The 13,369-nt window shown below is 45.5% G+C and carries 11 protein-coding genes; 9 read left to right on the forward strand and 2 right to left on the reverse strand.

Features of this window, described 5'->3' with window-relative positions; all coding sequences use genetic code 11:
* Window positions 1-3 precede the first annotated feature (3 nt).
* The 8 genes from prfC (at window position 4) to deoD (ending at window position 9,065) form a co-directional block, all read left to right on the forward strand.
* On the forward strand, window positions 4-1,593 hold the full coding sequence (gene prfC / locus OO778_RS03575; protein WP_012841453.1) for a peptide chain release factor 3: 1,590 nt from the start codon (window positions 4-6) through the stop codon (window positions 1,591-1,593).
* Window positions 1,594-1,688: 95 nt separating this feature from the next.
* Window positions 1,689-1,886, forward strand: coding sequence for a DUF5363 family protein (locus OO778_RS03580; protein ID WP_046875042.1), 198 nt, complete (start codon window positions 1,689-1,691; stop codon window positions 1,884-1,886).
* A complete protein-coding gene (locus tag OO778_RS03585) occupies window positions 1,873-2,646 on the forward strand; it encodes a TatD family hydrolase (RefSeq protein WP_139060313.1) in 774 nt (257 codons plus the stop codon). Before OO778_RS03580 ends, OO778_RS03585 begins: the two co-directional genes overlap by 14 nt.
* A gap of 204 nt (window positions 2,647-2,850) precedes the next feature.
* The gene (locus tag OO778_RS03590; RefSeq protein WP_047008943.1) at window positions 2,851-4,134 is read left to right on the forward strand and encodes a NupC/NupG family nucleoside CNT transporter; all 1,284 of its coding nucleotides are present in this window, start codon (window positions 2,851-2,853) and stop codon (window positions 4,132-4,134) included.
* Window positions 4,135-4,715: 581 nt separating this feature from the next.
* Entirely contained in the window at window positions 4,716-5,492 is a 777-nt protein-coding gene (gene deoC / locus OO778_RS03595) for a deoxyribose-phosphate aldolase (RefSeq protein WP_053809241.1), read from the forward strand.
* Between the two features lie 97 nt (window positions 5,493-5,589).
* Window positions 5,590-6,918, forward strand: coding sequence for a thymidine phosphorylase (deoA, locus tag OO778_RS03600; RefSeq protein ID WP_257889821.1), 1,329 nt, complete (start codon window positions 5,590-5,592; stop codon window positions 6,916-6,918).
* 68 nt (window positions 6,919-6,986) lie between these two features.
* Window positions 6,987-8,207, forward strand: a complete 1,221-nt coding sequence (locus OO778_RS03605) for a phosphopentomutase (protein WP_145473523.1) — start codon at window positions 6,987-6,989, stop codon at window positions 8,205-8,207.
* A gap of 138 nt (window positions 8,208-8,345) precedes the next feature.
* Window positions 8,346-9,065, forward strand: coding sequence for a purine-nucleoside phosphorylase (gene deoD, locus OO778_RS03610; RefSeq protein ID WP_006742381.1), 720 nt, complete (start codon window positions 8,346-8,348; stop codon window positions 9,063-9,065).
* A 97-nt stretch (window positions 9,066-9,162) separates the two neighbouring features.
* Here the strand turns inward: deoD and OO778_RS03615 are convergent, their stop codons facing one another.
* Window positions 9,163-9,768 (reverse strand): YtjB family periplasmic protein, encoded by a 606-nt coding sequence (locus OO778_RS03615; RefSeq protein ID WP_041852892.1) that lies wholly within the window; start codon window positions 9,766-9,768, stop codon window positions 9,163-9,165.
* Window positions 9,769-9,859: 91 nt separating this feature from the next.
* On the opposite strand from OO778_RS03615, the gene serB reads away from it, so the two are divergent.
* On the forward strand, window positions 9,860-10,840 hold the full coding sequence (serB, locus tag OO778_RS03620; RefSeq protein ID WP_006742382.1) for a phosphoserine phosphatase: 981 nt from the start codon (window positions 9,860-9,862) through the stop codon (window positions 10,838-10,840).
* A gap of 64 nt (window positions 10,841-10,904) precedes the next feature.
* Here serB and OO778_RS03625 read toward each other — a convergent pair whose 3' ends face one another.
* Complete coding sequence (locus OO778_RS03625; protein WP_264910679.1) at window positions 10,905-13,253, reverse strand: PilZ domain-containing protein; 2,349 nt, start codon at window positions 13,251-13,253, stop codon at window positions 10,905-10,907.
* Window positions 13,254-13,369: the final 116 nt, after the last annotated feature.

Below are 13,369 nucleotides of genomic sequence, written 5' to 3' on the forward strand. Positions count from 1 at the left end.
TTCATGTCAAATACACCTTTTCTAAGCGAAGTGTCTAAACGTAGAACGTTCGCTATTATTTCTCACCCGGATGCGGGTAAAACCACCATTACTGAAAAAGTCCTTTTATTCGGAAACGCGATTCAAAAAGCAGGTACGGTTAAAGGTCGTGGTAATGCACAGCACGCAAAATCAGACTGGATGGAAATGGAAAAGGAACGTGGTATCTCGGTAACCACGTCTGTGATGCAGTTCCCTTACAATGATTGCCTGGTAAACCTACTTGATACTCCTGGACACGAAGACTTCTCGGAAGATACATATCGTACTCTAACGGCAGTCGACTCGTGTTTGATGGTTATCGATGCAGCGAAAGGTGTCGAGGATCGTACTCGGAAGCTGATGGAAGTAACCCGTCTACGCGATACGCCAATCGTGACCTTCATGAACAAACTTGACCGTGACGTTCGTGATCCAATGGAAGTATTGGACGAAGTAGAAAACGAATTGGGCATGATGTGTGCGCCTATCACGTGGCCAATCGGCTGTGGTAAAGAATTTAAAGGTGTGTACCACATTCACCGTGATGAAACGATTTTATACGAATCTGGTCACGGTCATGAGATTCAAGAAGTTCGAATCATCAAAGGTCTAGATAACCCAGAGCTTGATGAAAAAGTCGGTGCAGGCCTTGCGGAAAGTGTTCGAGAAGAGCTTGAGCTTGTTATGGGTGCTTGCCCTGAGTTTGATTTGGAAATGTTCTTAACAGGTGACCTGACGCCAGTTTACTTCGGTACCGCATTAGGTAACTTCGGTGTAGACCACATGCTAGACGGTCTAACAGAGTGGGCACCAGCACCGAAAACGCGTCAAGCGGTTGAGCGTGAAGTTGAAGCGACAGAAGAGAAGTTCTCTGGTTTCGTATTCAAGATCCAAGCAAACATGGACCCGAAACACCGTGACCGTATCGCATTCATGCGTATTGTATCGGGTACTTACACGCAGGGTATGAAGATGAACCACGTTCGTCTTGGCAAGCAGGTGAGTATCTCTGATGCAGTAACCTTTATGGCTGGTGACCGTTCACGTGCAGAACACGCTTACGCGGGTGACATCATTGGTCTGCATAACCACGGTACTATCCAGATTGGTGATACCTTTACTCAAGGTGAGTCATTGAAGTTCTCTGGTATTCCGAACTTCGCCCCAGAACTGTTCCGTCGTATTCGCCTGAAAGATCCACTAAAGCAGAAACAGCTACTAAAAGGCTTGGTGCAACTATCAGAAGAAGGTGCGGTACAGGTATTCCGTCCACTACAAAACAACGATCTGATCGTTGGTGCTGTTGGTGTACTTCAGTTCGATGTTGTTGTGGCTCGTTTGAAGTCTGAATATAACGTTGAAGCGATTTATGAAGGCATCAACGTTGCAACTGCGCGTTGGGTTGAGTGTGATGATGCGAAGAAACTGGATGAGTTCCAACGTAAGAACCAAGCAAACTTAGCATTGGATGGTGGTGATAACCTAACGTATATTGCACCAACAATGGTTAACTTAAACTTGGCGAAAGAGCGTTTCCCTGATATTGATTTCCGTGCGACGCGTGAGCACTAATCAAAAAGCGGTTTGGGTAAGCTTTAACGCAAACTAGATTTTAAAACGCCCTTGGCTATAAACTTAGCCAAGGGCGTTTTTTATAAGGATGAGATATGAACTGGTTTAAACGAGGATTGAAGCGTTACGACGACTGGTGCAAGGAGATGGGGCTAACCCCCGATCAAAAACGCAGCTGCGTTCCGTATCGAAAAGATCCTGCCCATCAAAATGAAGAGAACAGTGAAGCTCTGCTATTTTCTGATTCTCAGTTTGTCGGTACAGATAAAAAGTCTCAAGATGAAGCTCTTTGATACCCATTGTCACTTTGACTTTGATGTATTCCAAGGTGACTTTGCACATCAACTTCAGCTAGCTCAAACGCAAGGCGTAACAAGAATTCTGATTCCTTCAGTGGGACCTCAAAACTGGGCTCGTATTCAAACCTTGGCAGATCAACATGCCAATTTGTATTACGCCCTTGGGTTTCATCCGTATTTTCTTGAAGATAACGTCGAGCAGCACTTTGCTGAATTGGAACATTATCTAAAACAAAATGCTCCCCAATGCGTGGCAATAGGAGAGTGTGGGCTAGATTTTGCCATTGATGTTGACCCACAGTTGCAAGAAAAGACACTTGAAGTTCAATTTGAACTGGCTAGATGCTTCGAACTCCCAGTTATTTTACATAGCCGAAAAGCGCACAATCGCCTTGTTCAAATGGTTAAAGCGGCGAAGCTCCCTCGGGGCGGTGTGCTACATGCTTTCTCTGGGAGTTATCAGCAAGCAATGGAGTGGGTCAAATTAGGTTTTTTTATCGGTGTAGGAGGAACCATCACCTACCCAAGAGCGAAGAAAACGCGCGACGCAATTCAAAAATTACCACTCAAACATCTCGTGATCGAAACAGATGCACCGGATATGCCTATACTTGGATATCAAGGGGAGTCGAATCACCCAGCCAAACTCATTCACGTCTTTAATGAGCTCGTAGAGTTGCATAACGGTCCAAAGCAATCGATTGCCTCTCAGTTATGGAAAAATAGCAATTTTGCTTTCTCGATATGTGAATAAAATCTAAAGATGTGGTTTGAAATAGAAAACGTTTTCCTGCTTATTGTGAATTAACTCACAAAGCTGGCTGAATCAATCATGAATCTTATAGGAAAGTGTGAGGCTGGCATTACTTTAATTGATTCTGCATGAGTATAATTGCTCCCGCTTTATAGCTCCATTTTGTAACACGCCAATAAATAACTTATAAGGAAGTCATAAACTATGAGCCTGTTTATGAGCCTAATCGGTATGGTAGTGCTTCTTGCGATTGCATTTGCATTTTCTAATAACCGTAAAGCTATCAATCTAAGAACTGTGGGTGGCGCATTCGCTATCCAATTCGCATTAGGTGCATTTGTTCTGTATGTACCTTGGGGCCGTGATCTACTAAACGGTTTCTCTTCAGGTGTTTCTAACGTTATCAACTACGGTAACGATGGTTCATCATTCCTGTTCGGTGGTCTTGTTTCTGACAAGATGTTCGAAGTATTCGGCGGCGGCGGTTTCATCTTCGCATTCCGTGTTCTTCCTACACTGATCTTCTTCTCTGCACTGATTTCGGTTCTTTACTACATTGGCGTTATGCAATGGGTTATCAAGATTCTTGGTGGCGCACTACAAAAAGCGCTGGGCACTTCACGTGCGGAATCAATGTCAGCAGCAGCAAACATTTTCGTAGGTCAAACAGAAGCACCTCTAGTTGTTCGTCCATTCGTTCCAAAAATGACTCAATCAGAGCTATTCGCGGTAATGTGTGGTGGTCTAGCTTCTGTTGCTGGTGGTGTACTAGCGGGCTACGCTTCAATGGGTGTTCCACTAGAGTACCTAGTAGCAGCATCATTCATGGCGGCACCAGGTGGTCTACTATTCGCTAAAATCCTTCACCCAGAGACTGACCAGCCTCACGAAAGTATCGAAGAAGCGATGGACGGCGGCGACGACAAACCAGTAAACGTAATCGACGCAGCAGCGGGCGGTGCGGCTTCTGGTCTACAACTTGCGCTTAACGTAGGTGCAATGCTAATCGCATTCGTTGGTCTAATCGCGCTGATCAACGGTATGCTAGGTGGCATCGGTGGTTGGTTCGGCATGCCAGAACTAACGCTAGAGCTAATCCTAGGTTACGCATTCTCTCCACTAGCATTCCTAATCGGTGTTCCATGGGCTGAAGCAGTAACTGCTGGTTCATTCATCGGTCAGAAAATCGTAGTGAACGAATTCGTTGCTTACTTGAACTTCACACCATACCTAGGTGAAAACGCTCAAGTAATCGCGGCAACTGGTGAAGTAATGTCTGAGAAGACAACAGCTATCATCTCATTCGCACTATGTGGTTTCGCGAACCTTTCTTCTATCGCGATTCTACTTGGTGGTCTAGGTAGCCTTGCACCAAACCGTCGTAGTGACATCGCTCGCATGGGTGTTAAAGCTGTGCTTGCAGGTACGTTGTCTAACCTTATGGCAGCGACAATTGCAGGCTTCTGCTTAAGCCTTGCAGCACTATAATTAGAATCGGTTCTTAATATATAGACGCCGTTTTACATCATGCCCTGTAGCAAGAGATTGCTGCGGGGCATTTTTCGTTTTTCGGGCTCTAAAATTTCACCGGATGCCGGACTCAGTCTATGAGTTACGCAGCCGATGGAATAGGGGCTAGGAAATTTTGAGATACAAACCGTTTGCGCTCTATTTGGTGCTACAGTTTTGCGGTGAAACTCTATAATGTATTAATCACAGGATAGTGGTTAAGGTTGATACTTAATCACGTAATGAATATTACATAATCGATGGGCAAATGACTTGCCCAGCAATATCAGATCTAATAGGCGTTTTGCTGTGTGATGTGATATTAAAGACACCGCAATCATAGATTGTTGTGCCATAGGCCAAACTGGTACTGTGCGGTGACAAGGATAGCAATTGGCATATGAAATTTTCGCTGTATATGCCGAGTCTTCAGGGAACCAAGTCCGTTCATTAATAGACTGTTTAGCCATTTACTCACATTGTCTCGACTTGTTGATTATAGTTAGAGACGTGATGTAAGGCTGAGTAGTGAATTTTTTGAATATTGATCGGAGATAGAAATGAGCGATTTAAAAGCAGCAGCGCTACGTGCACTTAAACTTATGGACCTAACTACGTTGAATGACGATGACACTGATGCAAAAGTGATCTCATTATGTCATGACGCGAAAACAGCAGTAGGCAACACAGCTGCAATTTGTATTTACCCTCGCTTTATTCCTATTGCTAAGAAGACACTTCGTGAGCAAGGTACGCCAGAGGTTCGCATTGCAACAGTAACGAACTTCCCACACGGTAACGACGACATCGAAATCGCTGTTGCTGAAACAAAAGCGGCGATTGCTTACGGTGCAGACGAAGTTGACGTTGTTTTCCCATACCGCGCGCTAATGGCGGGTGATGAGAAAGTAGGCTTCGAACTAGTTAAGCAATGTAAAGAAGCTTGTGGTGACATTCTTCTTAAAGTGATCATCGAAACGGGTGAACTAAAAGAAGAAGCACTAATCAAGAAAGCATCTCAAATCTGTATTGAAGCAGGTGCTGACTTCATTAAAACTTCAACTGGTAAAGTGCCAGTAAACGCAACACCAGAATACGCACGCATGATGCTTGAAGTGATTCGCGACATGGGTGTTGCAGAAACTGTTGGTTTCAAGCCAGCAGGTGGTGTGCGCACTGCTGAAGATGCAGCTGCATACCTAGCAATGGCTGATGAAATCCTAGGTGACAATTGGGTTGATGCCCGTCACTACCGTTTCGGTGCGTCTAGCCTGCTAACTAACCTACTAAATACATTAGAAGTGACAGACGAAACCGCTGATCCAGCAGCGTACTAATCCCAATAATATGTCTGAACGGTAGCACCTAAACGGGTGCTACCAAACCTCTTCTATCCTACTTAACCATGGCTTACTGAGAGCATGGGAGGCACTAATGTATTTACCACAAGAAATCATTCGTAAAAAACGTGACGGTGAAGTACTTACCGCAGACGAAATCAACTTCTTTATTCAAGGCGTAGCAAATAACACCGTATCTGAAGGTCAGATCGCGGCGTTTGCTATGACGATTTTCTTCAATGAAATGACCATGGATGAGCGCATCGCCCTAACGTGTGCAATGCGTGATTCGGGCATGGTTATCGACTGGAGCCACATGAACTTTGGTGGCCCAATTGTCGACAAACACTCTACCGGCGGTGTGGGTGACGTAACTTCTTTAATGCTTGGCCCAATGGTGGCAGCGTGTGGCGGTTTCGTACCTATGATCTCTGGCCGCGGTCTTGGTCATACAGGCGGTACGCTAGATAAGCTTGAATCTATCCCTGGTTACAACATTACGCCAAGCAACGATGTTTTTGGTCAAGTAACCAAAGACGCTGGTGTGGCGATCATCGGTCAAACTGGTGACCTTGCTCCTGCGGATAAGCGTGTTTACGCGACTCGTGATATTACCGCAACGGTAGACAATATCTCCCTGATTACGGCGTCGATCCTTTCTAAGAAACTAGCGGCGGGTCTGGAATCGCTAGTGATGGACGTAAAAGTGGGTTCTGGTGCATTCATGCCAACTTACGAAGCGTCTGAAGATCTGGCAAAATCTATTGTTGCAGTAGCAAACGGTGCTGGCACTAAGACTACGGCAATTCTTACGGACATGAACCAAGTATTGGCGTCTTCAGCGGGTAACGCTGTGGAAGTTCGTGAAGCGGTTCGTTTCTTAACGGGTGAATACCGTAACCCACGCCTACTTGAAGTTACCATGGCTTCTTGTGCAGAAATGCTGGTACTTGGCAAACTGGCTGAGAACACAGAAGACGCACGTGCGAAGTTGATGGAAGCGCTAGACAACGGTAAAGCAGCAGCATGCTTCGGCAAGATGGTTGCTGGTCTTGGCGGCCCAGCAGACTTCGTAGAAAACTACGATAACTACCTAGAAAAAGCGGAAATCATCAAGCCTGTTTACGCGACGGAAACGGGCATTGTTTCAGCAATGGACACGCGTGCGATTGGCATGGCTGTCGTTGCTATGGGTGGTGGTCGCCGTGTTGCTACTGATGAAATCGACTATGCCGTAGGTTTCGACGAGTTCATCCGCTTGGGTGAAGTTGCAGATAGCGATAAACCTCTTGCCGTTATCCACGCTCGCAGCGAAGAGCAGTGGGAAGAAGCGGCAAAAGCACTGCGCAGTGCAATCAAAGTAGGTGGTGAGTACACACCAACTCCAGAGGTTTACCGCCAAATTCGTGCAGAAGATATTTAATAGAACAAGTAATTACACAAGGCCTACTCAACCATAATAAAAAGCCGAGTGGGCCTAAGGAACGAGCAATGAAAAGAGCATTTATTTTAGTACTAGACTCATTCGGTATTGGTGCAACCGCTGACGCTGAGAAATTTGGTGATGTAGGTTCAGACACACTAGGCCACATCGCAGAACAATGCGAAAAAGGCTTAGCAGATAACGACCAACGTCAAGGCGCACTTCGCCTTCCAAACCTATCTAAGTTAGGTTTGGCAATGGCACATAAAGAGTCAACAGGTCGCTTCGCATCTGGCCTAGACGCAGATGCAGAAATCATTGGTGCGTACGGTCACGCAGCAGAGCTTTCTTCTGGTAAAGATACGCCGTCTGGTCACTGGGAAATCGCAGGTGTTCCTGTTCTGTTTGACTGGGGTTACTTCACAGACAAAGCAAACAGCTTCCCTAAAGAGCTGACGGATCGCATCCTTGAGCGCGCGGGTCTTGACGGTTTCCTAGGTAACTGCCACGCATCTGGTACTCAAGTTCTTGATGACTTGGGTGAAGAGCATATGAAGACTGGGCAGCCAATCTTCTACACCTCTGCGGACTCTGTATTCCAAATCGCCTGTCACGAAGAGACATTCGGCCTGGATCGTCTACTAGAGCTTTGCCAAATTGCGCGTGAAGAACTAGAAGATTACAACATCGGCCGTGTAATCGCGCGCCCATTCATTGGCCCGGGTAAAGGTCAATTTGAGCGTACGGGTAACCGTCGTGACCTATCTGTAGAGCCACCATCAGCGACTATCTTACAAAAGTTAGTTGATGAGAAGGGCGGTCAGGTTCATTCCATCGGTAAGATTTCAGATATTTATGCTGGTTGTGGGATCACTAAGAAAACCAAAGCAACAGGCATTCCAGCACTATTTGAAGCAACGAAAGAAGCGATCAAAGAAGCGGGTGATAACACCATCGTATTCACTAACTTCGTCGACTTCGACTCAGCTTACGGCCACCGTCGTGACGTAGCGGGCTACGCAGCGGCACTTGAGTACTTCGATGGTCGCATCAATGAAGTGCTAGAGATTATGAAAGAAGACGATGTGCTTATCCTAACAGCAGACCACGGCTGTGACCCTACATGGCCAGGCACTGACCATACTCGTGAGCACATCCCAGTATTGGTTTACGGCCAAAAAGTGCCAGCAGGCTCTCTTGGCCGCCGCGAAACATTCGCAGACATCGGCCAAACATTGGCGAGCTACTTCGGTACTTCTCCAATGGATTACGGTAAGAATTTCCTATAATTAGGATATTGAAAACTAGGAGCTGAATGCTCCTAGTTTTATGTTTGCAGTATGCAAGTACTGCTTGTCGGAAATGAGAATACTCTGGCTTATATCGCCTTAAGCGCGGAGCGCTAGAGAAAGGTTAAGGAAAAGAAAATGGCAACTCCACATATCAATGCTGAAATGGGTGCATTCGCAGACGTCGTACTGATGCCGGGTGACCCGCTACGTGCAAAATACATCGCAGAAACCTTCCTTGAAGACGTTGTGCAAGTGTGTGATGTGCGTAATATGTTCGGTTACACAGGCACATACAAAGGCCGTAAGATCTCGGTAATGGGCCACGGTATGGGTATCCCATCATGCTCGATTTACGCAACGGAGCTAATTAAAGACTTCGGCGTGAAGAAAATCATCCGTGTTGGTAGCTGTGGCGCAGTAAACGAAGACATCAAAGTGCGTGATGTTGTGATCGGCATGGGCGCGTGTACGGATTCTAAAGTGAACCGTATCCGTTTTAAAGGTCATGACTTTGCTGCAATCGCAGACTACAAAATGGTTCGCGCGGCAGAAGACGCAGCAAAAGCACGTGGCATTGATGTGAAAGTCGGTAACCTATTTTCAGCGGAGCTTTTCTACACGCCAGATCCAGAAATGTTCGACGTAATGGACAAGTACGGCATTGTTGGTGTTGAAATGGAAGCGGCAGGTATTTACGGCGTAGCGGCAGAATACGGTGCAAAAGCTCTGACAATCTGTACGGTTTCAGATCACATCAAAACGGGTGAGCAAACAACTTCTGATGAGCGTCAAACAACATTCAACGACATGATGCTAATCGCACTAGATTCAGTATTGCTAGGCGACGAAGAATAAGCGACAAAGAGTCATCTTAGTTTCTTGACATTAAGAACTAAAAGAACAGCCCGCACAATGCGGGCTGTTTTTGTATTAGATGTTGATTACCGACTGACTATTTGGTTAGCAGTAGGTTTTGCGCTTTTTTACGGCGGATAGGCTGTCTACGTAAAATCATAATGAATAACATGCCGCACACAAAACTCATTAGCACCATCATGTACATGTAGCGATCACTCTTACGATAGTGGTGGTCAGAAATCGCGGTTACACGACCTGTCTCAAAGGTAACGCGAACAAAACCGATGAGTGCTTCATCGGCAAATACTGGTTCAACCAACTGCTGGCGGCCAATGGAAGCTGTTGCCAAGGGCGTGTCTAAGCCTAAAACTTCGCGTACCGATAGCGCATCTTCACTAGACGCTAAACGTACGCCTTGTGCATCATATATTGTCGCATCAAACACCAAACGGTCTTGTGCTAGCTGGTTTGTCAGCTTAAGTAAGCGTTCTTGATCTTTGGTCAAAATCATTTCACTGGCAGAAAGAGACGCCTGTGAAATCAAAACTTTGGTGAGTGTCTCAAGCTGCTGTGCTTGAATTTTCTCGTTGCCCTTACTGATCACAACACTGTTTTTGATCGTGATAAACAACATCACACACAGTAGGATTAGTGCCAGAATTCTTAGGGCATTCCTTACTGAGAACAAGGATTCACTCATGCTCTTTACTCATCCATTTAAAATAAAACAAAGACTTGCCTTTTTAGTTTGTTGAGGTAACGTTTTAGCAAAGTCATAAGGGATTATATACATGGACGCGTCAAAAAGCTTGCCTATCAGAAAACATACGACACTTTTAAAACGATTACCCGAGACTCGATTTGCCTCCCAACTAGATAAAGCAAAAGCAAACTGGATAGTGTTTGCAGAATACCTTTCGCCACGTCATTTTGAAGACATTGATTTCTTCACAGGTGTCTACAACCCCGTGTTAGAAACGTGGAAAGTTGGCCAATATGAAGTCGCCTTGATGGCAGGAGAATTGACCCCTCAACACGAAACGATCTTACAAAGCCTCAACTTGGATTACGCCTCGCTTAATGAAGTTCCAGATCTCTCAACCCAAGGGTTGATTGTATTTGACATGGACTCAACGGCAATCCAGATAGAGTGTATTGATGAAATCGCAAAATTGGCCGGAGTCGGGGATGAGGTGGCAGAAGTTACTGAACGTGCGATGCAAGGTGAACTGGATTTTGAGCAAAGTTTGCGTCAACGCGTAGGCAAGCTCAAAGGTGCTGATGAATCAATTCTTGAACAAGTTCGTTCCCAATTGCCATTTATGCCGGACTTTGAAGCGTTAATCGCAACGTTAAAAGCACTAGGCTGGAAAACAGCGATTGCTTCCGGTGGTTTTACTTACTTCTCGGACTACATCAAAGATAAAGTCGATTTAGATTTTGCTCGCTCTAATCAGTTGGAAATCATTAATGGTAAGCTCACGGGGAACGTACTTGGCGATGTGGTTACCGCGCAGATGAAGTCAGATATCCTGGTGGAGTTGGCGGATGAATACGAAATTGAGCAGCACAACACGGTTGCTGTCGGTGATGGCGCTAACGATCTTGTGATGATGTCGGTGGCGGGCTTAGGTATTGCGTACCACGCAAAACCTAAAGTGGAAGCTCAAGCGCAATCTGCGATTCGCTTTGCAGGCTTAGGCGGTGTGCTCTGTATTTTATCTGGTGCACTGGTGAAGCAGCAAAAGGTCAGCTGGAAAGCAAAACCTTAATTTATCCATTCAAAAACACCGCCTTTCTGGCGGTGTTTTTCGTTGACTTAGTATGGCTCTAAATTTACTCGGTTAACTCCAACCTAATTACAACTTCTTCCGTAATGTCTTCAAACTCACTGTAACCGACCAAAGCGGTCAGCTCCTTTTCTAATTTGCTCGCTTGATGTACGCCAAATTGGGTTAAGTCACTTAAGTCTTGTTGCAGCAACGATGTCATCGGATCGAAAATTGGGGCTGTAGATAAGCGAATCACGTAGAAGTCACCCATCATTCGCGCTTTCTTTATAAATTGAATCCGTTCTTTTACGCTATTGAACTCTTGATGAAGCTTAGACTCAATGCCTGTAATTTTATTGCCGACTTTGGCTGCGCTAATGTAGATATCCTGATGCCTTGCTTGAGCTCCCTCTACACGCTTTATCGGCTCTGCGATTAATGTGCTTGTTCGACCTTTAAAGATAGGTTCAAGTGACAACAGTTGATCATGTCCAAGGCGGGCAAAAAGCTCAATGTGCTTAGGTAGCGGCAAATTCACCCCAATAACGGGGGTTTTGATTGAAGACGACGCTGTTTTACTGATAAAAATGGGTGTGCTCAGAGTTCGAGAGAGCAACATGCTGTGCAGTCTTTCAAGTAACGCATTACTCGGTAGCATCTCTTTTTGCGGGATCAACTTATCTTGATTGTGCTCGATAATGCTGTTGAAAAAGGCGATCACTTTAATGGTGTGGCTGCTTTCATCAATAACTAGCTGTACGCTACAGCCATCTGGACTAACACGAATTACCCGGTATGGCACCGACGTTAAAGGCAGCTTTTTGTCGTAGAGTTGTAACTCTCGGAAGTTGACCTGAACCTGTTGCCCAGAGCGCAACATAGTAGGTTCGTCCAGTTTAATGCCGAGCCCTCGCTTTGAAATATCGACGGTGCTGCCGCTCGCTGTGACGGGCCCAGAACATAGTTCTATTGGGGTCTTAAATCGGTAACGTGGCTCTTTACGACGAGACTTGGCATCAAAATAAATGCCTTTCGGGTTGCCTATAATTCTTCTCGGATGGCGAAATGCATTTAACGTATTCGCGGGTAAGCGCGGCTTTTCAGTGAGCAGATAATCCTGCCCTGATTTTTCGTCAGCAATTTCTTGCAAGATGCCAATATGAGTCAATGATTGGGACGTTTCAGCCAACTCCGGAGAGAAAGCGGCTAAGTCTTCCTGTTCTTGCTCTGACAGTTCAAATATCGAAATTCTAAACGCGCGCCAACTTTCACGTTTAGCACCTAAATGCCAAAATAGCTGGCGTTGTTCACGAGTGGCCTCAGGACGAAGCATCGAATAGAAATAGGTTCGGTTTTCGTGCTCGTGAGTAAATGAATAAAGGACATTGGTGGTGCCTTTAACGCCAGGTTTAATGAGTGACGCGACTCGCTTCTCATTAAATAAGGACCCAAACATTTGCTGGTTCCTTTCATCATGCCAGTACTGCCAAAGCTTTTGATTGTTTGGCGTCAACATAGCGAGTTTCAGATCACTGCCATCAAAGAATAGAGGTAAGCTGCTGGTGTGCTTAAGTGCGATGTGCTCATAACCACGAGTTCGAGCTCGAATGATCTTATCTTGATTATCGTGACGAGCTCTTTTAGCTGCGCTGTTGAGCGCTTCATCGATCACTCGAGTAACGACATTGGTTTCAGTTAAACGTATGGTTCTGAGGTATCGAACTGAGTCATTCTCGTAACAGTCATCAACCGCAAGTATGCGGTACGCCAGCGGTTTCTCTATACCGGCAACCTGAGATTTGCTGGCAAACTCAGTAAACGTGACCTGAATAATCTCCCCAAGGTTATATTTAAACGCACTTGGGACTTTGAACTTCGCGCCAGAGCAGGATAAGTCAATGCTTAACCCATGCAGAAGTTGCCCTTTAGATCGGCAAATCTCGACTTGAGATTGGACTTTCAAGCGCTTTTCTTGGCGCTTTAAGTCATAGCCGAGGTGAACGGGCTCCGCTAAGAAAGGGCTTTTAGGATCCGTTAACGATTGCGTTTTTTGTTGAGTAAGACGTTTGCTCATTACGCGAAAGTTATTCCGTGTGTTGACCAAAGCTTCCCACATTCCCTCAGTGTAGCCGCCAAACTTTTTGATGTTTTTATGGTAAGCGTTGAAAGCAACGTCATCTAACCAATGTGGAATACCATCCAAAATATACTCGCGACATTCACCTTGGACGCGACCGCGCAGATCGATGCTTTTTTTGCACGGAGCCATCAAGCGGTTAAGTTCCATTTTCACTAAGATTTTGGCCGAAGGCGGCTCTTCCTCGGTCAATTGGCCAAGGACAAAGTCAAAGTCATCCGAACCGTAAACGGGAATGAGTCGTTCTGCGATCGAGAGAATTTCAGATTGCTGCATTATTTCTGTTAGAGTATGTCGTTACTTTAAATTGTATCGGCTAAGCGAAGTAAAACTTAAGTATATCAATAGTTCATTTCAGTTAAGGTCTGACTTGGCTGTGCTTAGTCACATTT

The organism is Vibrio sp. STUT-A16, assembly GCF_026000495.1.
Classification (GTDB): Bacteria; Pseudomonadota; Gammaproteobacteria; order Enterobacterales; family Vibrionaceae; genus Vibrio; species Vibrio diabolicus.

Bases quoted from the DNA above. Each gene is read 5' to 3' on its own strand.
- serB (WP_006742382.1), top strand. From the start codon at position 9,860: ATGGACGCGTCAAAAAGCTTGCCTATCAGAAAACATACGACACTTTTA.
- OO778_RS03605 (WP_145473523.1), top strand. From the start codon at position 6,987: ATGAAAAGAGCATTTATTTTAGTACTAGACTCATTCGGTATTGGTGCA.
- deoC (WP_053809241.1), top strand. From the start codon at position 4,716: ATGAGCGATTTAAAAGCAGCAGCGCTACGTGCACTTAAACTTATGGAC.
- OO778_RS03625 (WP_264910679.1), bottom strand. From the start codon at position 13,253: ATGCAGCAATCTGAAATTCTCTCGATCGCAGAACGACTCATTCCCGTT.
- deoA (WP_257889821.1), top strand. From the start codon at position 5,590: ATGTATTTACCACAAGAAATCATTCGTAAAAAACGTGACGGTGAAGTA.
- OO778_RS03580 (WP_046875042.1), top strand. From the start codon at position 1,689: ATGAACTGGTTTAAACGAGGATTGAAGCGTTACGACGACTGGTGCAAG.
- OO778_RS03585 (WP_139060313.1), top strand. From the start codon at position 1,873: ATGAAGCTCTTTGATACCCATTGTCACTTTGACTTTGATGTATTCCAA.
- prfC (WP_012841453.1), top strand. From the start codon at position 4: ATGTCAAATACACCTTTTCTAAGCGAAGTGTCTAAACGTAGAACGTTC.
- deoD (WP_006742381.1), top strand. From the start codon at position 8,346: ATGGCAACTCCACATATCAATGCTGAAATGGGTGCATTCGCAGACGTC.
- OO778_RS03615 (WP_041852892.1), bottom strand. From the start codon at position 9,768: ATGAGTGAATCCTTGTTCTCAGTAAGGAATGCCCTAAGAATTCTGGCA.
- OO778_RS03590 (WP_047008943.1), top strand. From the start codon at position 2,851: ATGAGCCTGTTTATGAGCCTAATCGGTATGGTAGTGCTTCTTGCGATT.